The 26,239-nt window shown below is 40.8% G+C and carries 23 protein-coding genes and 1 tRNA gene; 21 read left to right on the forward strand and 3 right to left on the reverse strand.

The genetic code is table 11. The features are described from left to right. Positions 1–27 precede the first annotated feature (27 nt). Complete coding sequence (locus tag RDV53_RS05560) at positions 28–1,950, reverse strand: TonB-dependent receptor plug domain-containing protein (RefSeq protein WP_005695295.1); 1,923 nt, start codon at positions 1,948–1,950, stop codon at positions 28–30. 227 nt (positions 1,951–2,177) lie between these two features. On the opposite strand from RDV53_RS05560, the gene glyQ reads away from it, so the two are divergent. The 9 genes from glyQ (at position 2,178) to RDV53_RS05605 (ending at position 13,320) form a co-directional block, all read left to right on the forward strand. After that, positions 2,178–3,086: a glycine--tRNA ligase subunit alpha gene (gene glyQ, locus RDV53_RS05565; RefSeq protein ID WP_005695296.1), complete on the forward strand. Its 909-nt coding sequence runs from the start codon at positions 2,178–2,180 to the stop codon at positions 3,084–3,086. A gap of 53 nt (positions 3,087–3,139) precedes the next feature. Then, complete coding sequence (locus RDV53_RS05570) at positions 3,140–3,790, forward strand: FABP family protein (RefSeq protein WP_032822518.1); 651 nt, start codon at positions 3,140–3,142, stop codon at positions 3,788–3,790. Next, positions 3,790–4,050, forward strand: coding sequence for a hypothetical protein (locus RDV53_RS05575; protein WP_005695299.1), 261 nt, complete (start codon positions 3,790–3,792; stop codon positions 4,048–4,050). Before RDV53_RS05570 ends, RDV53_RS05575 begins: the two co-directional genes overlap by 1 nt. A 60-nt stretch (positions 4,051–4,110) precedes the next feature. Then, on the forward strand, positions 4,111–8,490 hold the full coding sequence (locus RDV53_RS05580; RefSeq protein WP_005695300.1) for a S6 family peptidase: 4,380 nt from the start codon (positions 4,111–4,113) through the stop codon (positions 8,488–8,490). 146 nt (positions 8,491–8,636) lie between these two features. Beyond that, positions 8,637–9,902 (forward strand): histidine-type phosphatase, encoded by a 1,266-nt coding sequence (locus tag RDV53_RS05585; protein WP_005695301.1) that lies wholly within the window; start codon positions 8,637–8,639, stop codon positions 9,900–9,902. 5 nt (positions 9,903–9,907) lie between these two features. After that, complete coding sequence (locus RDV53_RS05590; RefSeq protein ID WP_005695302.1) at positions 9,908–10,273, forward strand: endonuclease domain-containing protein; 366 nt, start codon at positions 9,908–9,910, stop codon at positions 10,271–10,273. Positions 10,274–10,569: 296 nt separating this feature from the next. After that, positions 10,570–11,040 carry an OsmC family protein gene (locus RDV53_RS05595; protein ID WP_005695303.1) on the forward strand — a complete coding sequence of 157 codons (471 nt, stop codon included), beginning with the start codon at positions 10,570–10,572 and terminating at the stop codon, positions 11,038–11,040. A 46-nt stretch (positions 11,041–11,086) separates the two neighbouring features. Further along, on the forward strand, positions 11,087–13,153 hold the full coding sequence (glyS, locus tag RDV53_RS05600; RefSeq protein ID WP_005695304.1) for a glycine--tRNA ligase subunit beta: 2,067 nt from the start codon (positions 11,087–11,089) through the stop codon (positions 13,151–13,153). A 90-nt stretch (positions 13,154–13,243) separates the two neighbouring features. Further along, positions 13,244–13,320 (forward strand) — tRNA-Ile (locus tag RDV53_RS05605). A 52-nt stretch (positions 13,321–13,372) separates the two neighbouring features. Here RDV53_RS05605 and RDV53_RS05610 read toward each other — a convergent pair. After that, complete coding sequence (locus RDV53_RS05610; protein ID WP_005695305.1) at positions 13,373–14,098, reverse strand: 3-deoxy-D-manno-octulosonic acid kinase; 726 nt, start codon at positions 14,096–14,098, stop codon at positions 13,373–13,375. A 299-nt stretch (positions 14,099–14,397) separates the two neighbouring features. On the opposite strand from RDV53_RS05610, the gene RDV53_RS05615 reads away from it, so the two are divergent. After that, positions 14,398–14,706, forward strand: coding sequence for a toxin-antitoxin system YwqK family antitoxin (locus RDV53_RS05615; protein ID WP_014064182.1), 309 nt, complete (start codon positions 14,398–14,400; stop codon positions 14,704–14,706). A 101-nt stretch (positions 14,707–14,807) separates the two neighbouring features. Further along, on the forward strand, positions 14,808–15,863 hold the full coding sequence (locus tag RDV53_RS05620) for a glycosyltransferase family 9 protein (protein WP_005695307.1): 1,056 nt from the start codon (positions 14,808–14,810) through the stop codon (positions 15,861–15,863). Between the two features lie 69 nt (positions 15,864–15,932). On the opposite strand, the gene RDV53_RS05625 is transcribed toward RDV53_RS05620, so the two are convergent. Then, positions 15,933–16,277 carry a carboxymuconolactone decarboxylase family protein gene (locus tag RDV53_RS05625; protein ID WP_005695308.1) on the reverse strand — a complete coding sequence of 115 codons (345 nt, stop codon included), beginning with the start codon at positions 16,275–16,277 and terminating at the stop codon, positions 15,933–15,935. A 103-nt stretch (positions 16,278–16,380) separates the two neighbouring features. On the opposite strand from RDV53_RS05625, the gene RDV53_RS05630 reads away from it, so the two are divergent. The 10 genes from RDV53_RS05630 to RDV53_RS05675 all read left to right on the forward strand — a co-directional run bounded on the left by RDV53_RS05630 (position 16,381) and on the right by RDV53_RS05675 (position 26,224). Further along, positions 16,381–17,271, forward strand: a complete 891-nt coding sequence (locus tag RDV53_RS05630; RefSeq protein ID WP_005695310.1) for a cupin domain-containing protein — start codon at positions 16,381–16,383, stop codon at positions 17,269–17,271. Between the two features lie 77 nt (positions 17,272–17,348). Next, complete coding sequence (locus RDV53_RS05635) at positions 17,349–19,193, forward strand: ABC transporter ATP-binding protein (protein ID WP_005695311.1); 1,845 nt, start codon at positions 17,349–17,351, stop codon at positions 19,191–19,193. A 133-nt stretch (positions 19,194–19,326) separates the two neighbouring features. Then, positions 19,327–19,851: a 23S rRNA accumulation protein YceD gene (gene yceD / locus RDV53_RS05640; protein ID WP_005695312.1), complete on the forward strand. Its 525-nt coding sequence runs from the start codon at positions 19,327–19,329 to the stop codon at positions 19,849–19,851. Between the two features lie 22 nt (positions 19,852–19,873). Then, the gene (gene rpmF, locus RDV53_RS05645) at positions 19,874–20,044 is read left to right on the forward strand and encodes a 50S ribosomal protein L32 (RefSeq protein ID WP_005544470.1); all 171 of its coding nucleotides are present in this window, start codon (positions 19,874–19,876) and stop codon (positions 20,042–20,044) included. Positions 20,045–20,065: 21 nt separating this feature from the next. After that, positions 20,066–21,085: a phosphate acyltransferase PlsX gene (plsX, locus tag RDV53_RS05650; RefSeq protein ID WP_005695313.1), complete on the forward strand. Its 1,020-nt coding sequence runs from the start codon at positions 20,066–20,068 to the stop codon at positions 21,083–21,085. 18 nt (positions 21,086–21,103) lie between these two features. Continuing rightward, a complete protein-coding gene (locus tag RDV53_RS05655; RefSeq protein ID WP_032822546.1) occupies positions 21,104–22,054 on the forward strand; it encodes a beta-ketoacyl-ACP synthase III in 951 nt (316 codons plus the stop codon). 92 nt (positions 22,055–22,146) lie between these two features. Further along, a complete protein-coding gene (gene fabD, locus RDV53_RS05660) occupies positions 22,147–23,085 on the forward strand; it encodes an ACP S-malonyltransferase (protein ID WP_005695316.1) in 939 nt (312 codons plus the stop codon). 13 nt (positions 23,086–23,098) lie between these two features. Continuing rightward, positions 23,099–23,827, forward strand: a complete 729-nt coding sequence (fabG, locus tag RDV53_RS05665) for a 3-oxoacyl-ACP reductase FabG (protein WP_005695317.1) — start codon at positions 23,099–23,101, stop codon at positions 23,825–23,827. A gap of 218 nt (positions 23,828–24,045) precedes the next feature. Next, positions 24,046–24,276, forward strand: a complete 231-nt coding sequence (gene acpP, locus RDV53_RS05670; RefSeq protein WP_005544465.1) for an acyl carrier protein — start codon at positions 24,046–24,048, stop codon at positions 24,274–24,276. Between the two features lie 280 nt (positions 24,277–24,556). Beyond that, complete coding sequence (locus RDV53_RS05675; RefSeq protein ID WP_005695319.1) at positions 24,557–26,224, forward strand: anaerobic C4-dicarboxylate transporter; 1,668 nt, start codon at positions 24,557–24,559, stop codon at positions 26,222–26,224. Positions 26,225–26,239: the final 15 nt, after the last annotated feature.

Here is a 26,239-nt window from a genome sequence, read left to right on the forward strand (position 1 = left end):
AAGCACGCCCTTATGAGTGGGTAATAATTAGAACGATCCTTTCAACCCAACGTAAACATTACGTCCTTCTTGGCCGTAGCCCAGTACGTTTTCATATTTTTTATTGAATACGTTGTTAAGGTTAGCGTAAATTGTCAAGCTATCCGCCACTTTATAATTTACGCCTAAGTTTGCCAAGGTGTAAGATGGCAATTTCACTTTATGCGTGCTGTAAGTCGGTGAATAGTAGGTATCCATGCGTTTGCCTGTGTAAGATACATTTACATCCGCACCCAATTTTTCAGTGATTTGGTATGCTAAGCCCGCGTTCGCTAAATGTTTTGGACGACGTGCTAATTCAGCGCCTTTACTATCTCGGGTTTGCGTGTAGGTGTAGTTCGCATAAGCAGTTAATGCATCGGTGATTTTACCGTTGTAAGTCACTTCAACACCTTTCACTTTGCTCTTACCTTCAAGGTTTACGGCACGGCTTGCATAAGTGGTAAAGTTGATTACTTCACTGCTAATCGCGTTTTTCACGTTGCGAGCAAAATAAGTCACATCAAAGCTGTGGCGATTGTCATTAGTTTCAAATAAGAAGCCAACATCGCCACCTAAACTTTTCTCAGGTTGTAAATTTGGGTTGCCGATATAGCGCGCGTTGTAACCGTAATATTCAGTGATTGTCGGGTTTTGAATCGCTGAACCGAAACTTGCGTGTGCTTTCACGTTATTGTGTAAGCGGTAAGCGCCTGCAATGCGGCCTGTCCATGAATTTTCGTATTCAGAGCTATCAGTATAACGACCACTAATATTTAAGCTCTGATCTGCATCGTGCAATAAGCGATATTCTGCTGCTAAGCTTTTCTCAACAAGTTTCTTATTGCCTGCATTGTTGAAATAAGACGAGTTGAAATCTGTTTTTTGATAGTCAGTTAAGAAGCTTAAACCTTGTGTGAGACTGCCTTCACGATCGAAATTGACATCTAATTGATAGTTTGCGTTGAGTTTTTTCGCATCGTAAGCCGATGTGTAGCCAACGGTATCGCTGTCAGTTTTGAGATGGCTTACCCCAACTTTGTGTTTAAGCAATTCATCATCGTTACCTAAGAAACCACTTAATTTGAATAAGGTGTCACGTGTGCGAGTGTAGTGGCCTTTTTCATCCGTTGCGCTGTTATCAAAGTGAGCAGTTTGGCTGCTGTGAGAGGTTAAGAAATCGAAACCTTTTTGGTTATCGTCATAGCCGAAACGAAGAGAAGCGTTATCACGATGGAATTTATCGCGTTCGCTTGAGCCACCGGTACTTACCGCTGTGCCATCTTGCGCAGTGTAGTTAAAGCGGTTTTTGCTGAGTGCTGAAATGCCTTTGGTGTGGTGACTGTCACCATGTAAAGCATAATAGAAATGGTTGTTTGAGCCTGAAAGGGTTAATGAACCATCTACCGTACGATTCGAGCCTGTGCCAAAATCGTAATCGACGTTGAAGGTTTTGCCTTTTTCTAAGCCTTTTTTCGTGGTGATATAAATTACACCACCCATTGCATCACTTCCCCAAAGGGCAGATTGCTCGCCGCGTAATACTTCGATGCGGTCGATATTGCTTAATGCTAAGCCACCGAAATCAAAGCCGTAACCAGAAACAGGGTTCACTTTCACGCCATCAATAATCACAGCAGTGTGGTTTGCATCCGCACCACGTAAGAATACATTGGTTAGGGTGCCACGACCGCCCGACGCGCTCACGGCTAAACTTGGTACCGTTTTCAATACGTCACTGACATAAGTCGCACCACGTTGTGCAAAATCTTTTTCACTTAAAACAGTAACAGATGAGGCGGTTTGATGAAGGCTAGTTGGCGTGGCTGATGCAGAATAGACGTTAATCACATCTAATTTTGCCACGTCTTCAGCCGCAGCTAATGCTGGAATTGCTAATAAAATCGCTGAAGTAATCACATTTTTTTTCATTTTAAAATCCCTAGGATAAAAGTCTGTATAAAAGCGCCAGCAGTTTACACATTTGAGGCTTGGCAAGCAAACCTATCATGATGAAAATAACTCATCATGAAAATGAATGAAATTTAAGAGAAATAAAAAATTTAAGGATTTTTCTGACCGCACTTTTTCGCCTTTATCCGCCTTATAGTTTCAAGTATAATGCCTGTATTTTTCATCACATTGTTATTAAAAAAATTATGAGTACAAAATTCAACGTAAAAACATTCCAAGGCATGATTTTAGCCTTGCAAGAATATTGGGCAAATCAAGGCTGTACAGTTGTTCAACCATTTGATATGGAAGTGGGCGCAGGGACTTCTCACCCAATGACTGCATTACGCGCGTTAGGCCCAGAGCCGATGGCATTTGCTTATGTGCAACCTTCACGTCGTCCGACCGATGGTCGCTATGGCGAAAACCCGAACCGTTTACAACATTACTATCAATTCCAAGTAGTGATTAAACCGTCTCCAGACAACATTCAAGAACTCTATTTAGGTTCCCTTGAAATGCTTGGTTTTGATCCAACACAAAACGACATCCGTTTCGTGGAAGATAACTGGGAAAACCCAACCTTAGGTGCTTGGGGTTTAGGCTGGGAAGTGTGGTTAAATGGTATGGAAGTGACCCAATTTACTTATTTCCAACAAGTAGGTGGCTTAGAATGTAAACCGGTAACCGGTGAAGTGACTTACGGTTTAGAGCGTTTAGCCATGTACATTCAAGGCGTAGATTCTGTGTATGACTTAGTTTGGTCTGACGGCCCGCTTGGCAAAACCACTTACGGTGATGTGTTCCATCAAAACGAAGTTGAACAATCCACGTACAACTTTGAATATGCAGATACTGATTTCTTATTCTACTGCTTCGATCAATACGAAAAAGAAGCGAAAAGCTTATTGGAATTAGAGCGTCCGTTACCATTACCGGCTTACGAACGCATTTTAAAAGCCGCACACAGCTTCAACTTGTTAGATGCACGTAAAGCGATTTCGGTCACAGAACGTCAACGCTATATTTTACGCATTCGTGCATTAACCAAAGGTGTGGCTGAAGCGTATTATGCGAGCCGTGAAGCCTTAGGTTTCCCTGGTTGTAAAAAATAAAGCGAAAAACGACCGCACTTTAAGCATTAACACAACGATATAAGGAGAAAATGATGAAAGATTTTCAATACCCAGATGATATCTACACGGAAGCAGAAACTGATCCTAATACGCTCGCGAATTTAGGCCCATTGGCAAAATTAGCGGGTGTTTGGGAGGGTAAACGCGGTGTGGATATCAACCCGAAAGCAGAAGGGCCAGAAAAAGATCCTTATATCGAACGTTATGAAGCACACCCAACTGATGCGCAAACTAATGGTCCGCAACTCTATTATGGATTACGTTATCACGCCCATATTGTACAACCGGGTGAAGTAGAAACGTTTCACGACCAAGTGGGTTATTGGTTATGGGAACCTGAAACAGGCAATATTTTATTAACAGGTAGCATTCCACGCGGCCAAACGTTTATTGCGGTCGGTAATGCACCAGCTGATGCGAAAGAGTTCACTGTAAAAGCGGTACGCGGTTCATTAACAAACGGCATCATTTCTAATCCATTCTTAGAGCGTTCATTTACTACGGAAAATTTTGAAATGACGGTGAAGTTCCATGATGATGGCACTTGGTCATACGATCAAACCACAACCTTGATTATTCCAAATTATGTTGCACCGTTTGAACATCGCGATCGTAACCGTTTAACCAAAATTGCTGAGCCGAAATTAAATCCGACTGCGGCAGCAGAAAAAGAGGATGAATAATGAAACCGATTCTTTATTATGCGGCAGATTGCCCGGATACTGCGCCATTTGTGGCGGAATTAAAACGCTTGGGTGTGGATTATGAGGCAGTGGAAGTATTATCTTCCATTCCGAATTTGAAACAATGGTTGCGCTTGCGTGATCGTCACGCCGCATTTGATGATGCAAAAGCACAAGGCTATGCGGGCTTCCCGGCATTATTGTTAGAGGACGATCGTGTTATTTTAGATGAATCTAAATTAAAAAAAATCTTTATTTGATATTAAAATAATACCAAGTATAAGCGGTCTATACCATTTACTTTTATTTGAACCAATTTTATGCAAAAAACAACTTTCAAACCTAAGTTCATTGCTGCGTTTGTGGCGTTGAACCTAAGCCCAATGGTCTTCGCCGGACAAGTTTATTCCGGCGTGGATTATCAATATTTCCGTGATTTTGCTGAGAATAAAGGCAAATTTACTCCCGGTGCGCAAAATATTGCGGTAGTGAATAAAAAAGGCGAATCTATCGGCACTATGATGCAAAATGCGCCGATGATGGATTTTTCGGTGGTCAGTCGTAATGGTGTGGCGGCGCTTGTAGGCGATCAATATATCGTCAGTGTGGCGCATAACGTGGGCTATCGAAATGTTGATTTTGGCATGGAAGGCAATAACCCCGATCAGCACCGATTCGGTTATAACATCGTTAAACGAAATAATTATAAAAACGACCGCACTCACCCTTACATGACCGACTACCATAACCCTCGATTAGCCAAATTCGTCACAGAAGCTGCACCAATAGAAATGGTGTCAAATATGCAGGGTAGCACCTATGGAGATTTAGAAAAGTATCCAATGCGGGTGCGAATTGGTAGCGGCTGGCAATTTTTGCGTGATGATAATGACAATGGCAATCATATTGCCATGGCGTATAACTACCTCACCGCAGGCAATACCTTTATGCAAGGTTGGGCGAACAATGGTGAGGTCAGTTTAAGTGGTGATGTGCGTCATCCAAATCAATATGGCCCGTTACCGATTTCAGGTTCTAGCGGTGACAGTGGTTCACCGATGTTTATTTATGATAAAACGGCAGGAAAATGGCTGATAAACGGCGTATTGCGTAGTGGACACCCTTATCAAGGAAAAGAAAATACCTATCAAATTGCACGTAAGAATTATTTAGATGAGATCATTGCCGGTGATTTGATGACGGTTTTTGACTTTACATCAGCTTCTTATGACTGGACAGCAGACGGCAACGGCAGCGGTAAATTAACCAAAGGTAGCAGAGTTGTCACAAACACACCGCTTGCCAATTACAGCCTGCCTTCTTCCGGCAGAGATGAATTTTTTGGATATGGTGGCCCAAACCCTTATATGCCGGCACTTCATCACGGTAAGAATATTTACTTTGGGAATATGGAAAACGGCACGATAACCCTGAAAAATAATATCGATCAGGGTGCTGGTGGGCTGACCTTTGAAGGCGATTTTGTGGTACAGCCTAGCACCGATGAAACTTGGAAAGGCGCAGGTGTTTCAGTAAGTGAAGGCAGTACGGTGAGGTGGAAAGTCAAAAATCCGGCAGGCGATCGTTTGTCTAAAATTGGGCAAGGCACGTTATTGGTCAACGGTAAAGGCGAAAACCTTGGTGACATCAGCGTGGGAGACGGCGTTGTCGTTTTAAATCAACAAGCGGACGAGCAAGGCAAAAAACAAGCCTTTAATCAATTAGGTATTGTGAGCGGTCGTCCAACGGTGAAATTGGAAAGTGCCGACCAAGTTAATCCAAACAATATTTATTTCGGCTTCCGTGGCGGTCGTTTAGATCTTAACGGACATTCACTTACCTTTAATCGCATTCAAAATACCGATGAAGGCGCACAAATTGTCAACCATAACAAAGACACGGCAGCAACCGTCACGCTTCTTGGCAATGCACAAATTGATAATGAAAGCAAAATTAACCAATCCAAAGCGGCGGCATTTAACGGTTGGTTTGGTGAAACCAATACCGGGCTTCATAATGGTCGATTAGATGTGGTTTATCGACCTACGCACGCAGACAGCGTTTTTCTATTGTCAGGCGGAACCAACTTAAACGGCAATATTACGCAAGAAAACGGTACTTTGGTCTTTAGTGGTCGCCCAACGCCTCATGCCTATAACCACCAAAACCGACCGGCATTAATTGGCCGTCCGCAAGGGGAAGTAGTGATTGACGATGACTGGCTAAGTCGTACCTTTAAAGCGGAAAAATTCATCATTAAGGGCGGAAGTGCGGTCGTTTCTAGAAACGTTTCTGTGATAAACGGCGATTGGCAATTAAGCAATAACGCTAATGCCACATTAGGTGTTACCGATAAACAGGCGAATTTCATTTGTGCCCGTTCTGACTGGACGGGGTTAACCAAATGCGCTAACCAAACCTTATCTGATAAAGTCTTTGCGAGCATTGAACGCAGCAAAATCAATGGTAATTTTACCCTGAATGACAATGCCAAATTATCGGTGCTGGGACTTGCTGATGTTACGGGCAATGTGGCATTACAAGGGCAAAGCCAATATCGCTTAGCGCATAACGCCACTCAAACTGGCACACTTGTGCTGAATAACCAAACTGTGGCAACGGTTGAAAATGCTACGTTGGCGGGCGATGCGACGCTTTCTGATCAGGCAAAATTAAATTTCGTTAACGCCCGTTTTGATCATCAAATTCAAGGAAGTAAAGATACCTTGGTTTCCTTGTCAGACAATGCAAACTGGACGTTACCAAGCAGTACAACAATTGGCAATTTAACCCTTAATAACAGCCAAATTACGCTTAATCCGGATTTTGCGACTCAAACGAATAATCAAACATTTAATCAACTCACCGTGCTAGGCGATTTAAGCGGAAACGGCACCTTTAATTACCGCACTTATTTGCAGGAAAACAAAGGCGATCATGTGGCAGTGCATGGTTTGGCAACAGGGAATTTTGTATTAAATGTACGCAATACCGGTGCTGAACCACAAACCTTGCAACAACTCAGCCTGCTGACCCTTAAAAACACCGCTCAGACTGACAACGTCAATGTTGCTTTGGCGAATGGTACAGTGGATGTGGGAACCTATCGCTATGAGTTGAAAAATGACAATCATGATTACCGCTTATACAACCCAAGAAAAGAACAAGAGCTTGTTGATCAAGCTCGTTTAGCAGAGGAAAAACGTAAAGCCGACGAAGCCGCACGTCTCGCTGAAGAAAAACGCAAAGCCGAAGAAGCTCAAATTGCAGAAGCTAAGGCAAAAGCTGAAGAATTACGTTTAGCAGAAGAGCAGCAAAAAGAAGAATTGCGTCTAGCCGAAGAAAAACGTAAAGCGGAAGAAGCTGCTCGTTTAGCGGAAGAAAAACGTAAAGCGGAAGAAGCTGCTCGTTTAGCGGAAGAAAAACGTAAAGCGGAAGAAGCTGCTTGTTTAGCGGAAGAAAAACGTAAAGCGGAAGAAGCTGCTCGTTTAGCGGAAGAAAAACGTAAGGCGGACGAAGCGATTCGTCTAGCCGAAGAAAAACGCAAAGCGGAAGAAGCGGCACGTTTAGCAGAGGAAAAACGTAAAGCGGAAGAAGCGGCACGTCTAGCCGAAGAAAAACGTAAAGTATATGAAAAACGTAAAGCAGATGAAGTGGCACGTCTCGCTGAGGAAAAACGTAAAGCGGAAGAAGCGGCTCGTTTAGCGGAAGAAAAACGTAAAGCTGATGAAGCCGCTCGATTAGCAGAAGAAAAACGCAAGGCAGAAGAACAGGCTCGTTTAGATGCACAGCGTAAAGCGTTGGAACAAGAAAGTGCGGTCAAAAAACAAAAAGAATTGATTAGCCGTTATGCTAATAGCGCGTTATCCGAATTATCGGCGAGCGTGAATAGTGCGTTATTGGCACAAGATGAATTAAACAAACATTTAGTGTCAGAGAACAACACCAATGTTTGGGCAAATACGTTATATTCTTCCCGCCATTATGATGCTGATGAGTTCCGTGCGTATCAACAAAAAGCACGTTTGACACAAGTTGGTGTGCAACATATTGATACGAATCACCGCTTAGGCTTGTTGTTCTCTCATTCTCGAGTAAGCAATGCTTTTGATGACAACATTAGTAGCAAAGGCCGCTTAAATATGCTGTCTGCTTTTGCTAAATATGATTTTGAAAATGGCTTAAACCTCTCTGCCGATGCAGGATATGGTTTAAGTGCGGGTGAAATTCGTGGTGAATCTCAAAATGTCAAAATAAAACGTCGCATCGCAACAATTGGCATGGGCTTGGGTTATCAACTGAATTTAGATAAACTGGCCATCCGACCACATGTTGGCATTCATCGTTATTATATTTCTGCCGATAGTTACACTTATGCCGGGGTTAATGTGCATTCTCCGAAAATGAGCTTTAATGCTTATCATGCCGGTGTAACTGTGGATTATGCCTTTATGCCGTGGGAAGGCGTTACTATCCGACCGGCATTGACGTTGAATTACGTCGATGCATCCGATTCCCAGGTGGCAGTGCAAGTTAATCAATCACAGTTAACACAACGTTTTGATCGTTACTGGCAACAGGAAATTGGGGTCACTACGGATTTTGCTAGTTGGCAGATTGCGACTTATGCAGGAAAAAGTCGTGGTAAACAACTAGATAAACAATATCATATTGGTTTGAAAGTGGGCTATCGTTGGTAACACGTTATAAATGAGGTAAATATAGGTATTCATTTCATTAAATATGAATATTTTGAACTTATTTTTTGTGATAGTGTAGGAAACTACAAGCATCCATTCTGGTCTGAGGTATACAGGGTAGTCAGTTGAAAAAGGAGAAAAGTTAAATGAAGAAAGTATCCCAAACTTTAACCACACTTTTACTCAGCTCAGTCGTTGTAAGCAGTGTATTCGCAACAGAAAATCGATCAAGCACACAGAATGAAGATTACGAGCTTGAGAAAGTCTTAATTTTCAGCCGCCATGGATTGCGTTCACCAGTGGAAAAAGATCCGCAAGAAATGGCGAAATATTCCCCGTATGCGTGGGCAAAATGGAATGTGCCATCAGGCTATCTCACTGCAAAAGGGACGGTGCTAGAAACCTATTTCGGACAGTATTTAGGTCAATGGCTTGCGGATAAAAGGTTATTAACGACAGAACGTTGTGCATCGGGTGAAGGTATTTTTGCTTATGCGAATGCAGTACAACGCACAGTTGCAACGGGGCAAGCGATTGTGGCAGGTGCTTTTGCTGGATGTAATGTGCAATTACAACATCGTGGTGAAATTGGTTCAGAAAAAGATCCAATTTTTACGACAAAAGTCCACAACCCAAGTAAAGCCTTAATCGAATCAGCAAAAAATAATGTAGATTTAACCGCTTTACAGAAAAAATTAGCGCCAAATTATGCACTGTTAAGTGAAATCATTGATTACAAAAACTCACCAAATTGCTTACAAAAAGACGAATGTGATTTAGGTGGAAAAGTCGGTGAATACAGTATTAAAGACGGCAAATCGGTTAAAATTACCGGTGCTATTAGCACAGGGAAGAAAATTGTCAGCGCATTATTGCTCGCCCATTATGTGGGCAAACCTGATGCAGAAATTGCCAACGGTCGTGTGGATAGCCAAGAAAAATGGCGTGCAATTAACGAAATTAAAAACGAATATTACCGCACTTTATTTAAAAACAACGAAGCGTTGGCACAAAATGTCTCGTATCCGTTGTTAGCATTTATTCAGCAAAAGCTAAATAGTGAAAACAAAATTAACTTATTGGTTGGACACGATTCTAATATCGTCGCTCTGCTTGCGGCACTAGGCGTTGAGCCTTATGAGTTGGATGACTCATTGGAAAATATTCCAATTGGCGGTAAGTTGCTATTTGAAGTATGGAAGCATAAACCGAGCGGTAAGCTCAAATTTAAATTGGATTATGTTTATCAAACCACCGACCAGCTGATTAACATTACGCCACTAAGTTTAGCGACACCACCAAACCAAACAGCATTAACCCTTAAAGGCTGTGAAAAAGATGAACATGGTTTTTGTGATTATGAGCGGTTTCAACAAGTGTTGAGTGAGAGTATTGAGAACGGTAAGAAATAGCGTTCATGCAACCCTATGAAAAATACTTAAAAGAGAATTCACAGAAATTGCGAGTGGATCAAACGGATGTGGAAAGAAAGTTATGGCAACGCATCAATCGAGATCAATTATTAGGTTTTCGATTTAATCGACAAAAGCCACTTTTAAGTTATATCGTTGATTTTTATTGTGCGAAAGCAAGGTTGATTATCGAATTGGACGGTAGTCAGCACTATGAACCTGATTATCAGGAAAAAGACGCATTGCGAGATGCAGAATTAAATTCACTTGGTTTTACGGTGATGCGATTTAGCAATGATGAAGTAATGCGTGAAATTGAAGCAGTAGTCGAGCAGGTTTATTTGTTTTTAGAGAATGTAAGGGCTGATTGAGTATGAGCGTTAAGTAGCTCTGCCAAATCTCCCCTAACCCCTCTTTGCTAAAGAGGGGAATTCTTGAGTAAATTGATAGTATCGGGCTCATTTACATTTTAATTTTAATAGAGATTAAAATATCTACTTTAAAAAACGTTAAAGTAGAACATATATATTTAATTTTCCAAAGATCCAATCCCCTCTTTAGCAAAGAGGGGGAGGGGAGATTTGGCAGAAGTGAAAACGAAGAAAATAATCAAATAGGACATGAATTTCTTAATTTACATACGCTATAAGAGATAACGGAAAATATAATGAAGCAACATACTTATCAAACTACCGTAGAATGGGTTGGAAATTCAGGGCGAGGCACTTCTTCTTATACCGCGTATGATCGGGATTTTATTGCTTCGGCACCGAATAAACCTAATATTTTAGGTTCTGCTGATCCAGCTTTTCGTGGTGATAAAACACGTTGGAATCCAGAAGATATGTTATTAGCCTCCATTTCTGCCTGTCATAAATTATGGTATTTACATTTTTGTGCCGTTAATAACATTATTGTGCAAGAATACCGTGATGAAGCAATAGCGATTATGGATGAAGGCAGTTCTGGGCATGCAGGACGCTTTATTTCGGCAACATTAAAACCTCGTGTGAGAATTTCAAGCGAGTCGGATGCAGTTAAGGCATTGGCATTACATGAAAATGCGCATCGGGCATGTTTTATCGCAAATTCACTTAATTTCCCTGTGAAATGTGAAGCACTGATTGAAAAAGATTAAATTAAAATAAAATGGTGCCAAATCGCACCTTACCAGAGAAAACAAAATGACAACCCAAAACTTCCTAGTAGAAATCGGCACAGAAGAGCTGCCACCAAAAGCTCTCAAAACATTAGCAACCTCTTTTGCGGATAACGTTGAGGCAGAATTAAACCAAGCCGGCTTAACCTTCGACAAAATCGAATGGTTTGCGGCACCGCGTCGTTTGGCGGTGAAAGTGTTGAACTTAGCCACACAACAGCCAAGCAAAGAAATCGAAAAACGTGGGCCAGCAGTATCAGCTGCGTTTGATGCGGAAGGTAAACCAACTAAAGCGGCAGAAGGCTGGGCGCGCGGTTGTGGTATTACCGTTGATCAAGCAGAGCGCATTGCAACTGATAAAGGCGAATGGCTTGTTCACCGTGCAAAAATTGAAGGTCAGCCGACCAAAAACTTGCTGAACGACATTGTGGCAAATGCGTTGGCGAAATTGCCAATTCCAAAACCAATGCGTTGGGCAGACAAAACCGTGCAATTTATTCGTCCGGTTCATACTGTGACTATGTTGTTAGGTGATGAGTTAATCGAAGGCGAAATTTTAGGTGTGGCAAGTGCTCGCACCATTCGCGGTCACCGTTTCTTAGGCGAGAAAGAATTTGAAATTCAACATGCAGACCAATATCCGCAATTATTGCGTGAAAAAGGTTCTGTAGTAGCAGATTTCAATGAGCGTAAAGCAGAAATTCTTGCAAAATCGCAAGCAAAAGCGACCGCACTTGGCGGCGTGGCGGACATTGAAGAAAGCCTGCTTGAAGAAGTCACTTCATTGGTGGAATATCCAAACGTATTAGCAGCAAAATTTGAAGAACGTTTCTTAGCCGTACCTGCGGAAGCCTTGGTTTACACCATGAAAGGCGACCAAAAATATTTCCCGATTTATGACAAAGACGGCAAATTATTACCGCACTTTATTTTTGTATCGAACATCAACCCAGAAGATCCAACAGCAATTATCGAAGGTAACGAAAAAGTGGTTCGCCCACGTTTAACCGATGCAGAATTCTTCTTCAAAACCGACTTAAAACAAAAACTGGTTGATCGTTTATCGCGTTTAGAAACTGTGTTGTTCCAACAACAACTTGGTACATTGAAAGATAAAACTGACCGCATTGAGAAACTTGCAGGCGAAATTGCAAAACAAATCGGTGCAGACGAAGCAAAAGCAAAACGTGCAGGTTTACTGTCAAAATGTGACTTAATGACCAACATGGTGTTTGAATTTACTGATACGCAAGGCGTAATGGGTATGCACTATGCTCGTCATGATGGTGAAGACGAAGAAGTGGCAGTCGCATTAAACGAACAATATATGCCACGCTTTGCGGGTGATGAATTACCAAAATCACTCGTTGCAAGTGCGGTCGCTTTAGCCGATAAATTTGACACTCTAACAGGTATCTTCGGTATCGGTCAAGCACCAAAAGGCAGCGCAGACCCATTTGCATTGCGTCGTGCAGCATTAGGTGCATTACGTATTATTGTTGAGAAAAATTTACCTCTAGATTTAGAAGATTTAGTGAAAAAATCAGCCGCACTTTTCGCCGATAAACTTACGAATAAAAACGTGGTTGCTGATGTGGTGGACTTTATGCTCGGTCGTTTCCGTGCGTGGTATCAAGATGAAGGCATTGCGGTGGATGTGATTCAAGCGGTATTGGCTCGTCGTCCAACTCGTCCGGCTGATTTTGATGCGCGCGTGCGTGCGGTTTCACATTTCCGTACTTTAGATTCAGCGGAAGCGTTAGCAGCAGCAAACAAACGTGTAAGCAATATCTTAGCGAAAGCGGATGCTGCAATTGGCGAGATCAATTTGACCGCTTGCGTAGAGCCTGCAGAAAAAGCCCTTGCTGAAGCGGTACTTGCATTACGTACTGAAGTACAACCACTTATTGCAAAAGGTGATTACACAGCAGTATTAGATAAATTAGCGAACTTACGTGCACCGGTAGATAACTTCTTTGATAACGTGATGGTAAATGCTGAAGATCCAGCATTACGCCAAAACCGCTTAGCGATTTTAAACACGTTACAAGGCTTGTTCTTACAAGTAGCAGATATTTCGCTATTGCAATAATGAATCTAAAAAAGGATGGTCAATTTTCCAACGACTATCCTTTTGTATATAGACTTCAAATGATTATTTCTCTATAATCAACCGCACTTTCCCCCCTTAGCTCAGTCGGTTAGAGCAGGCGACTCATAATCGCTTGGTCACTGGTTCAAGTCCGGTAGGGGGGACCATTTATTGAGATCGCATTAAGCGGTCTTTTTTATTGCCTTTTTCTAATGTGTTTTAGGCGTTATATCCTTTCAACAATTCATCCCAATTTTCTTCATTGAATTGAATATTCATTCTGCCGACTTCTTTGACAAAAGAGCGGTGTAATCTTTCTAGGTTGCCTTGTTTCCAAGAATCTCCTGATTTTTGACCGCACTTATCGAAATCAATGAGCCAACATTTTTGTTCAGTTTCGAGTTGTTGCACGAGAATATTATGAGCATTGAGATCCGTATGGCAAATTTGCAAATCATGCAACTTACGAATTAATTTACCGATAGCTTGCCAGATGTCATTCGGTAGTTGTTGAATTTGTAAAAGTACGGTCAGATCTTGGGCATTTTCGATCTTTTCAATCAAGATATCTGCTTGGTAACAAATCCCTAATTTGCCTTTTTTAACACGTGCAGCGATTGGTTTTGGTACAGCTACACCAGCTTGATGGAGTTGATTTAACAGCTGAAATTCCGCCAAGCTGCGAGTTTCACTCAATGATTGAAAACGATAGCGATCTTTGTTGAATTTTCCCCATAAACCGCCTCGATAATAGTGACGAAGGGCAGTATTTACCCCAAACAGATCTTTTGTGTTCAGGAAGTAGGTTGTGCCACGTCCTTTGGCTGAACCGGTAATACGTTGTTGTTTTTCCCAAAAAGCCGATTCAAAAAATGAAGCGGGTTCAGTTGGTTTTTCCGTGAGATTAAAAAGAAAGAATTGATTATCTTGTTGGAATTCAAGCATTTTAGTTGAACCGAATAATAGAAAATGCCCTCATTCTACTTTAAATACGCTGATTTTCTAGCATTACAAGCTTTTCATCTTATTTTATGTCAAAGTTGTGAAGCAGATCACATAAGTAGTGAGATATCTGTATTTTGTTAATTCGTAAAATTTTTGCAGAATTTTACCCCTTGCAGTGTGATTTTATGTTATAAAATGAATAGAAGTGAAAAGCACTGTTTTACATATTTATTTTGTTAGGTTACACTTTTTCCAGAAATTATTTTGATGACTCTCTATTTAATATGAGGAAATTAGCTATGAAAAAACCTCTATTTACTGTTTTAGCGCTTTTTTGTATTGGTTCTGCTACGGCGTATATTCGTTCAACAATAGAGAATCAGACTTTTCATCCTAACGGTAATATAAAATCGGAGGTGGTTGAAATAAATGGCGTCAAAACGACTAAATATTATGATGAATCAGGAACACTTATCTCGCAAGGCGAATTAAAAAATGGCGTAGAGCAAGGAATGTGGAAATATTTTGATAAAGATGGTAACGTTATCTTTACTAAGCACTATGTGAAAGGGCATATTGTTGCGGAAGGATTAGGTCCTAAAAAGTAGCAATCTAGATAAATAAAAGGGCGAATTAAATAAATTCGCCCTTTGTTTTCATTAAATTATTTTGGGTTAATAGACGGAAATTAAATGCGCGAGGAATTCAAATGTCCCATTCTCCACTTTTTATTTCACCTCCTAAATCACTTTGTATTTTGCGTTTGTCTGCGGTGGGTGATGTTTGTCATGCACTTGCTGTGGTGCAGCATATTCAACGGTATTGGCCGCAAACCCAATTAACGTGGATTGTGGGTAAAACAGAAATGGGCCTGCTTTCTGGCATTGAAGGCGTGGAACTGATTCCTTACGATAAAAAGAGCGGTTGGAAAGGCGTGTGGAATTTATGGATGTTTTTGAAAAATAATAAATTTGATGCGCTTTTGAATATGCAGACGGCATTTCGTGCTTCTATTATCTCTCTTGGTATTCAAGCGAAATATAAAATTGGATTTGGCAAAAAACGTTCTAGAGAAGGGCAGTGGTTATTTGTGAATCGTCGAGTTCAAGATCCTGAAACGTCTCATGTGCTAGATGGTTTCATGGCTTTTGCCGATTATCTAGGCGTGCCACCGGCGGAAATGCTTTCTTGGCAATTGGCGATCTCTGATGCAGATCGAGAATACGCCAAACAGTTTATTGATCCTACACGTAAAAATCTGATTATTTCTCCTTGCTCCAGTAAAGCCGAGAAAGATTGGTTGGTTGAGCGTTATGCGGAAGTGGCAAATATTGCTCATCAACATAATGTGAATGTGATTTTTTGTAGCTCGCCAGCAAAACGCGAATTAGAAATGGTAAAAAAAATAACCGCACTTTGTGATTTTCAGCCGGTTGATGCTTCAGGAAAAACTAGTTTGAAACAACTTGCTGCATTAATTCATCAAGCAAATTTAGTGATCTCGCCCGATTCTGGGCCAGCTCATATTGCGACCACGCAAGGAACACCGGTTATTGGATTGTATGCTTATCACAATCCATTGCGCACTGCGCCTTATCATAATCTGGATAATGTGGTGTCAGTATATGAAGAAAATGTGCAGAAAGAACAAGGTAAGCCTTCAAGTGAATTGCCTTGGGTGACCAAATTAAAAGGCAAAAATTTAATGGCTGAAATTCAGGTAGAGCAAGTGGTGGCTCAGATGAGAGCGTTGAATTTATTTTAAGTGCGGTCAATTTTAGAGATAAAAAAGCCCTCAAATGAGGGCTAAAAGAATCATAAAGTTCCTCGCGAATTATTCGCCTTTTTGTGCGTTGTAAGCTTCTAATGCACGAAGAGAGTAAGTGTAAGCTGCACCCGCATTTAATGTGATAGACATTGCTAATGCTGCTGCCACTTCTTCTTCAGTTGCACCTGCTTTCACCGCTTCATCAGCATGCACACCAATGCAGCTTTCACAACGAGTGGTTACTGCAACGGCTAATGCAATTAATTCACGAGTTTTAGCATCTAATACGTTACCTTCTGCTGCAGCCGCACCTAATGCGCCGTAAGCTTGTAACATTTTAGGGTATTTTTTACCTAATGCACCGAATGATTTTTTAACGTGTGCTACATCATTTTTCCAATCTGCAAACATTGTTTTTCTCCTTAAATTTAGTATAAATTTCTAGAGGAATTATAAGCAGATTAGCGTATGATACTTGTCAAATTGTCTTAACTTTTAGACGGAAAATCTCACGATGGATTATTTAGATAAATTAACACAGCTGGCGCAAGTGCGCGGGGAAATTAATATTCGCTGCTTGTTTCAAGGGGATTGGCAAGTCGAACATCAGCCAGATGCGGCGGAATATCAAGGTTTATTTCATTTAATCGAGCAAGGTGAGTGCTGGATAACCTTGGCGGGAAAACAGTTTCATTTGAAGAAAGGCGACCTCTTTTTTCTCCCTCAAAATCGACCGCACTTTTTGGGCAGTTCTCAGCAAAAAAGAGAGAATAGCCTACAGAGAGAGCAATCAAATACACTTTTTAATGTCCATCAGATTGGAGCAGGTACGCCCGATCTGAAGATGTTTTGTGGGACATTTTATTACCAAAAACCGTCATTATTAATTAATTCGTTACCAGATTATTTGCATCTTTCGCTACAAAATACACCTGTACAGCCTTTGGTTTCACTTTTTTTACAAGAAGCCGAGAAACCGGAGCAAGGCACAAAATCCGTGATAGACGCACTATCAAATGTGTTGTTTATTTATATTTTGCGTCATGCACAGCAAATAGGTTTGCTTAATCAAGGCTTATTAGCTGCGTTGCAGGATAAAAGGCTGAATCAAGTCCTTGAAAAAATCTTGTTTTCATCTCAATTAGATTGGAATATTGAGCAATTAGCAGAGTTGGCTTCCATGTCGCGTGCGACCTTTATGAGGATCTTTCAACAGCAGCTCGGGATGCCGCCAGGAAAATTTCTCACACAAGTGCGGTTAGAAATGGCGGCTGTTTTATTGAAAAATACGCAAAAGACCATTTTAGCCATCGCTCTTGAAGTGGGGTATCAATCAGAAGCGCATTTTAGTAAGGCATTTAAAGCAATTTATGGGCTTTCACCGAGTCAATTTCGCAAAATCTAGCCCATCGTTCAAAACTTACGCTATAATGACCGCACTTTAGGCGGCTCTGTCGCCTTTAATTTTTTTAAGGTATTGTTATGTTTAATAAAATATTTTCATGGTTTGAAAACCGTTTAAATCCTTATCCGGAAAGCAATCCAACGACGCCTGAAAAAGGCTTGTTCCGTTTTATTTGGTCAAGCATTGATGGCATGAAAGGCTGGATCTTTTTACTTGCGGTATTGACGGTCGGTATTGGTGTAATGGAAGCCTTACTTTTCCAATTTATGGGGTTATTGGTGGACTGGCTAGGCGCTTATACACCAAGCACGCTTTGGCAAGAAAAAGGGCATTTGCTTGCTGGCATGGCAGCTTTGCTCATTTTCAGTATTGTATGGTTATTCGTAGGTGTGAATGTACGCTTACAAACGCTACAAGGGGTATTTCCAATGCGTTTGCGTTGGAATTTCCACCGTTTGATGCTAGGACAAAGCTTAAGCTTCTATCAAGATGAATTTGCAGGTCGTGTATCGGCGAAAGTGATGCAAACTGCTCTTGCGGTGCGTGATACCGTCATGACCATTGCGGATATGTTGGTGTATGTTGCTGTATATTTTATTACTTCAGGCTTGGTACTTGCGGCTTTAGATACCTGGTTTTTAGTGCCGTTTTTCTTATGGATTGTGGCCTTTGTGACTATTTTACGTTTGCTTATTCCACTCTTAGCGAAAACAGCACAACGACAAGCCGATGCGCGCTCTCTCATGACGGGTCGTATTACGGATGCTTATTCAAATATTGCAACGGTTAAACTATTTTCACATGATGCGAGAGAAGCGAATTATGCAAAACGTTCCATGGAAGAATTTATGGTCACCGTGCATGCACAAATGCGTTTAGCGAGTTCATTAGACACCTTAACTTATGCAACCAATATCTTCTTAACGTTAAGCACTGCAATTTTAGGTGTGGTGTTATGGCAAAACGGTCAAGTAGGCGTGGGAGCAGTGGCGACTGCAACTGCGATGGCGTTACGTGTAAATGGTCTTTCCCGCTGGATTATGTGGGAATCGGCACGTTTATTTGAAAATATCGGGACGGTGAATGATGGTATGGCGACGTTGACCAAACCGCATACTATTGTTGATAAACCTGATTGTGTTCCACTAGAAGTGAAACAAGGCGAGATCAAATTTAATGATATTTCGTTTGCTTATGATCCGAATAAACCATTGCTTAACCATTTTAATCTCACCATCAAACCAGGCGAAAAAGTGGGCTTAATTGGGCGTTCTGGTGCGGGCAAATCAACCATTGTGAATTTGCTTCTACGTTTCTATGAAGCGCAAGAAGGTTCAATTACCATTGATGGTCAAAATATTTTAGATGTAAGCCAAGAAAGTCTTCGTAGTCAGATTGGTCTTGTAACACAAGATACTTCACTTTTACACCGTTCTGTCCGCGATAACATCATTTATGGTCGCCCAACTGCGACAGAGGAAGAAATGATCAATGCGGCTAGACGTGCGGAAGCGGCAGATTTCATTCCTTATCTCAGCGATGCTCAAGGCAGAAAAGGCTATGATGCCCATGTTGGTGAACGTGGGGTGAAACTCTCGGGTGGACAACGCCAGCGTATTGCTATTGCGCGTGTTATGTTAAAAGATGCGCCAATTTTACTCTTGGATGAAGCGACCAGTGCGCTAGATTCAGAAGTAGAGGTGGCGATCCAAGAAAGTCTCGACAAAATGATGGAAAATAAAACGGTTATTGCCATAGCTCACCGTTTATCCACTATTGCAGCAATGGATCGTTTAATCGTATTAGATAAAGGGCAAATTGTCGAGCAAGGGACTCACGCAGAATTGCTCGAACAAAATGGACTTTATGCTCGCCTTTGGAAACACCAAAGTGGTGGCTTCTTGAGTGAGCATGTCGAGTAAAACACAGGAAAAAATGACCGCACTTTGTAAAGGTGTAAATCTTGAGAGAGTTTAGATAGCGATTGAACTTTTCTCATAATTAGTGCGAATTTCCTTTGACTATTTTATTGACAACAGGTAATATTCGCACCCTATGCAAAAGGTAAAACTACCCCTAACCGTTGATCCAGTTAAAGACGCTCAACAAAGAATTGATTATGATGGTTATTATACCGCTAGTCAGTTAGTGCGTTTAGCTGAATCTACGGGGAAAGTGCTCAGCGATGCACAGGTAACATTATCGTTTTATATTGATCCACAAAAATTAGTGGTGATGAAAGGGCAAGTACAAGTTGATGTTGAATTAGAGTGTCAACGTTGTGGCGAGCCATTCAAACAAACATTGGAATGTCATTTTATGTATAGTCCAGTGGCTAATTGGGATCAGGCTGATGACTTGCCGGAAATTTATGAGCCAATCGAATTTAATGAGTTTGGTGAAATAGATTTACTTGGTGCAGTGGAAGACGAACTTATTTTAGCTCTACCGCTTGTCCCAATGCATTCATCTGAACACTGTGAAGTGTCCGCGCACGAACAGGTTTTTGGCGAATTGCCTGAAGAATTGGCAAAAAAACCGAACCCGTTCGCTGTATTAGCTAATTTAAAGCAAAAGTAAATTAAATTTAGGAGTATAGCCAATGGCTGTTCAACAAAACAAAAAATCTCGTTCACGTCGTGATATGCGTCGTTCACACGATGCATTAACTACTGCTGCAGTATCAGTGGATAAAGCAAGCGGTGAAACCCACTTACGCCACCACGTAACTGCTGATGGTTACTATCGTGGTCGCAAAGTGATCAATAAGTAATTTTACTTATAAGGTATTCACTTGAACCGTCTAACCTTAGCGTTAGATGTGATGGGCGGGGACATTGGTCCCCGTATTACTATCCCCGCATCTCTTTCGGCGTTGGAAGCAGATCCAATGCTCTCTTTAGTGCTGTTTGGCGATAGCCAACAAATTTCCCCCTTACTGGAAAATGCCCCTTCTTCCCTTTTAGAACGTATTCAAATTCATCATTGCACGAAGGCTATTGATAACAATCAAGGTATTTCTCATGCATTGCGTCATAGCAAAGGCACGTCGATGCGTTTAGCTATTGAAATGGTTCAGAAAGGAGAAGCGCAAGGTTGTGTCAGCGCAGGAAATACAGGGGCATTGATGGGATTGTCAAAGGTTCTCTTACAGCCTTTAGAGGGAATTCAACGCCCGGCGTTGGTATCCTTATTACCGTCGATGACGGGCGATAAAACCGTGATGTTAGATTTAGGCGCAAACGTAGAATGTTCTGCTCAAAATCTTTATGAATTTGCCGTCATGGGCTCGATCTTTGCCGAAAACCGATTGAACTTAGTTTATCCACGCATTGCCTTACTCAATATTGGTGTGGAAGAAATTAAAGGGAATCAATCCATCCGTGAAGCTGCGAATTTATTAGAAAAATCGACCGCACTTAATTATACCGGCTTTATTGAAGGTAACTTGTTATTAAATGGCGTGGCTGATGTAATCGTGAGTGATGGGTTTTCGGGAAATATTGCATTAAAAACCCTTGAAGGGGCAGCTAAGAATCTGTTATCTCTTCTGAAAGGAAAAGAAAAACAGCCTATTTTTAAATCATTTGCCAAATTTATTCTGCGTTTTTTCTTTAAGGATGCTTATCATCGCTTGAAACGCATTAACCCAGATGAATATAATGGGGCATCTTTACTCGGATTAACGGCTGTTGTGGTGAAAAGTCATGGCAGCGCAAATGTGGATGCATTTGCTCGTGCAATTGCGGATGCCGCTTTGCAAGCGCGTTTGCAAATTCCACAAAAAATCTTGGCGGGTTTACAACGTTATTAATTAATAAGTTTTGATATGATGAATAGTAGAATTTTATCCACCGGTAGCTATTTGCCGAGCCACATTCGTACCAATGCGGATTTGGAAAAAATGGTTGATACTTCAGATGAATGGATCGTGACGCGTTCGGGCATTCGTGAACGTCGTATTGCAGCAGCAGATGAAACTGTCGCAACAATGGGATGTGAAGCAGCCAAAAAAGCGCTTGAAATGGCCAATCTTGATCCTCAAGAAATTGAGTTGATCATCGTTGCAACAACCAGTGGTTCTCACGCTTATCCAAGTTCAGCTTGCCAAGTTCAAGGTTTATTAGGCATTGAAGATGCGATTTCTTTTGACTTAGCAGCGGCTTGTACCGGTTTTGTTTATGCTTTAGGTGTAGCGGATAAATTTATTCGTTCAGGTAGCGTGAAAAAAGCCCTTGTCATTGGAGCAGATCTTAACTCGCGTAAATTAGACGAAACTGATCGTAGTACTGTCGTGTTATTTGGTGATGGTGCGGGAGCAGTGATCTTAGAAGCGTCAGAGCAAGAAGGCATTATTTCAACGCATTTACATGCATCGCCAGATAACAATGCGGCATTGCTACTTCCACAAGCTGAACGTGGCGTAGAGAAATCTGGCTATATTGAAATGCAAGGTAATGAAACCTTTAAATTAGCGGTGCGTGAGCTTTCTAATGTGGTGGAAGAAACCCTTTCTGCTAATAATCTCCAAAAAACAGATATCGACTGGCTTGTACCACATCAAGCGAATTTACGTATTATCACAGCGACAGCGAAAAAATTAGAGATGGATATGTCGCAAGTGGTGGTAACGCTTGATCGAACAGCCAATACCAGTGCGGCGACTGTACCAACGGCTTTAGATGAAGCGGTACGAGATGGCCGAATTCAACGTGGTCAATTGCTTCTACTCGAAGCTTTTGGCGGTGGTTGGACTTGGGGTTCAGCATTGGTGCGATTCTAATTATTTTGTTAGAATCCCGACAGAATTTTAAAAGTGCGGTTAAATTTGACCGCACTTTCAACATTTAAACGATGAAGAAATAGGAAGAAAACATGAAAAAATTCGCAATGGTTTTTCCAGGACAAGGTTCTCAAGCTGTTGGCATGTTAGCTGATCTTGCTAACGAATATCCGGTAGTCACTGAGACGTTTAAACAAGCATCAGAAGCGCTTGGCTATGATTTATGGAACTTGGTTCAACAAGGTCCGGCAGAAGAATTAAATAAAACTTGGCAAACTCAGCCTGCATTATTAGCGGCATCCGTTGCGATCTTCCGTGTATGGCAAGAAAAATACCCACAATTACAACCAAGTGTGATGGCTGGTCACAGTTTAGGTGAATATTCAGCATTAGTCTGCGCAGGTGTCATTGATTTTAAAGATGCGATTAAATTAGTCGAATTACGCGGTAAATTAATGCAACAAGCAGTACCAGAAGGTACTGGTGCAATGTATGCGATTATTGGTTTAGACAATGAAGCGATTATCAATGCATGTAAACAAGCAGAGCAAGGTGAAGTGGTGTCTGCAGTAAACTTTAACTCACCAGGTCAAGTAGTCATTGCTGGAGCGAAAGAGGCAGTTGAACGTGCTGCTGCATTATGTAAAGAAGCGGGCGCAAAACGAGCTTTACCATTAGCGGTAAGTGTTCCTTCACATTGTGCATTAATGAAACCAGCTGCTGATCAATTAGCTGTAACACTTGAAGGGATTACGCTTAATGCGCCAGCAATACCAGTATTAAATAACGTAGACGTTAAAGCGGAAACAGAAAGTGCAGAAATTCGTACCGCACTTATTCGCCAATTATATAGCCCAGTTCGTTGGACTGAAACCGTTGAGAAAATGGCACAAGATGGCGTAGAGGTTTTAGTTGAAATCGGCCCAGGTAAAGTATTAAACGGTTTAACAAAACGTATCGTAGCAGAATTACAAGCAACATCAGTAAACGATGTGGCATCATTAGATGCCGTTGAAGCATTATTAGCATAAAAGGGGATTAAGAATGCAAAATAAAATCGCATTAGTAACAGGTGCAACACGTGGTATTGGTCGCGCAATTGCAGAAGAATTAGCATCAAAAGGTGCATTTGTAATTGGTACCGCAACCTCTGAAAAAGGTGCTGATACCATTTCTGCTTACCTTGGTGATAAAGGTAAAGGTTTAGTATTAAATGTGGCAGACAAAGAAAGTATTGATGCCGTATTAGAACAAATTAAAGAGCAATTTGGTGATATTGATATTCTTGTGAATAACGCAGGTATCACACGCGATAACTTATTAATGCGTATGAAAGATGAAGAATGGTTCGATATTATGCAAACTAACTTAACTTCTGTATTCCATCTTTCTAAAGCAATGTTACGCTCCATGATGAAAAAACGTTTCGGTCGTATTATTACTATTGGTTCAGTGGTGGGTTCAATGGGTAACCCGGGTCAATCTAACTATTGTGCAGCAAAAGCGGGTTTGATTGGCTTTTCTAAAGGTTTAGCGAAAGAAGTGGCATCACGTGGCATTACTGTAAACGTGGTAGCACCTGGCTTTATCGCAACAGATATGACTGAAGTGCTTACTGAAGAACAAAAAGCAGGTATTCTTGGTAATGTACCGGCTGGCCGTTTAGGTGAACCAAAAGATATCGCAAAAGCGGTAGCGTTTTTAGCTTCTGATGATGCAGCTTATATTACGGGTACCACATTACATGTGAATGGCGGCTTATATATGAGCTAACCCTTTAGGGCATATATATCGGGGATTTTGTCTATAAAATATAGCAAAGCAGTTTAGTTAATGATAAAATCCCAATCGCAATGTAACTTTTTCTCTGTATGTGTTTTTACATTGCCTATTTTTTTGTGGTGCGACCACCTAAGAAATAGTTGCAACTTTATCAAAAATGCATACACTAACCGCTCTTAAATGAGTTAAAACAACAATAGGAAAAACAAATGAGTATTGAAGAACGCGTGAAAAAAATCATCGTTGAACAATTAGGTGTTAAAGAAGAAGACGTAAAACCAGAAGCTTCTTTCGTTGAAGATTTAGGTGCGGACTCTTTAGATACAGTTGAATTAGTAATGGCTTTAGAAGAAGAATTCGATATCGAAATTCCTGATGAAGAAGCTGAAAAAATCACAACTGTTCAATCTGCGATTGACTACGTTCAAAACAATCAGTAATTTTTAAGTTGGGCGATCTTTTAGGTCGCCTAATTTTTTCTTTAAATTTCTTTTTTAAATTCGTTATCTTTAAATAAAACAAGATATACCTCAATCTCTTAAATTTCTGACCGCACTTTTCTTTTTTTAATCTTTCTCAGATTTGCTTTTATTATCTAGCTCCCTTATTTTTTGATTTAAAACAAGGTTTGTCTTAAAATTACTTATTATGAGTTAATTTTGATGCTAGTATTTGGTCAAAATTTTTTCTAATTAACCATAAAATGATTCGGAGTATCTTATGGATTTTCTAATGAACCTAGGTGAAGGTAGCCAGTTTGCTATTCAGCTTGCTATTGTTCTTATCTGTTTGTTTTACGGAGCAAAAAAAGGTGGTATCGCACTGGGTATGCTTGGTGGGGTAGGCTTAATTGTTCTTGTTTTCGGCTTTGGTATTGAACCAGGTAAGCCAGCTATCGATGTGATGTTAACCATCCTTGCGGTGGTGGTCACATCGGCAACATTACAAGCCAGTGGTGGTTTAGATGTCATGTTACAAATTGCGGAGAAAATGCTTCGTCGTAACCCGAAATATGTCAGTATTTTGGCTCCGTTTGTAACCTGTTTCTTAACCATTTTATGTGGTACAGGTCACGTGGTTTATACCATGTTACCAATCATTTATGATATTGCGATCAAAAATGATATTCGTCCTGAACGTCCAATGGCTGCAAGTTCAATCGCTTCTCAAATGGGTATCATTGCATCACCTGTTTCTGTGGCTGTAGTAACTTTAACCACATTCTTAGTGAATGCTAAAACACCATTAGCAGGTTTTGATGGTTATTTAGATTTATTAAAAATTACCGTCCCTTCAACCCTTTGTGGTGTATTAGCTATCGGTATTTTCAGTTGGTTCCGCGGTAAAGATTTAGATAAAGACCCAGAATTCCAAGAGAAATTAAAAGATCCAGAATTCAAAAAATATGTTTATGGTGATAGTACATCATTATTAGACAAAAAATTGCCACAATCTAGCTGGAATGCGATGTGGATCTTCTTTGGTGCAATTTTAGTGGTAGCGGTATTAGGTTACTTTAAAGATTTACGCCCAGCCTTTGAAAAATCAGCACCAGCTCAAGTGGTTGAAATTGTTTCTGCCGATAAAGCAGTGAAATCTTTCAATGTTAAAGACGGTAAAATTGTTGCATTAGCAAAAGATGGTACATTAGTACTTGATGTTAAAGAGAGCAAGGCAAAAGCAAAAACAGCCTACAATAACGTTGCAATTTATAACGATAAAGGCGAAGTCGCTCAAACAATTACCGCTCAAGATAACAATGTTGTCATCACTGCGGGTGATAAAACTGAAACTATCGATAACGCTGCAATCGTATTAAAAGACACCGCGAAGAAAAAAGTGAATTTAAGTATGGTTCACGTTATTCAAATCTTCATGCTATTAGCGGGTGCATTAATTGTTATCTTTACGAAAACTGATGCAGGTAAAATCAGTAAAAATGAAATTTTCCGTTCAGGTATGATTGCGTTAGTGGCCGTATTCGGGATTTCTTGGATGGCAGAAACTATGTTTACTGTTCACACACCAATGATGAAAGCAGCACTTGGAGATGTAGTAAAAGCGCATCCTTGGACTTACGCCGTGATGTTGTTATTAATTTCTAAATTCGTAAACTCACAAGCGGCAGCATTAGTTGCATTCGTTCCACTTGCTTTAGGTATCGGAGTTGATCCAGCTGTTATCTTAGCCTTTGCTTCAGCTTGTTACGGTTACTACATTTTACCAACTTACCCAAGTGACCTTGCAGCAATCCAATTCGACCGTTCAGGTACAACACATATCGGTAAGTTTGTAATTAACCACAGCTTTATTTTACCAGGCTTAATCGGTGTAATCACTTCATGTATCTTTGGTTACATTTTCACAAGCTTGTTTGGTTATCTATAATTAACTCACTGATAA

Origin of the sequence: Haemophilus parainfluenzae ATCC 33392 (genome assembly GCF_031191205.1) — a bacterium.
GTDB lineage: Bacteria > Pseudomonadota > Gammaproteobacteria > Enterobacterales > Pasteurellaceae > Haemophilus_D > Haemophilus_D parainfluenzae.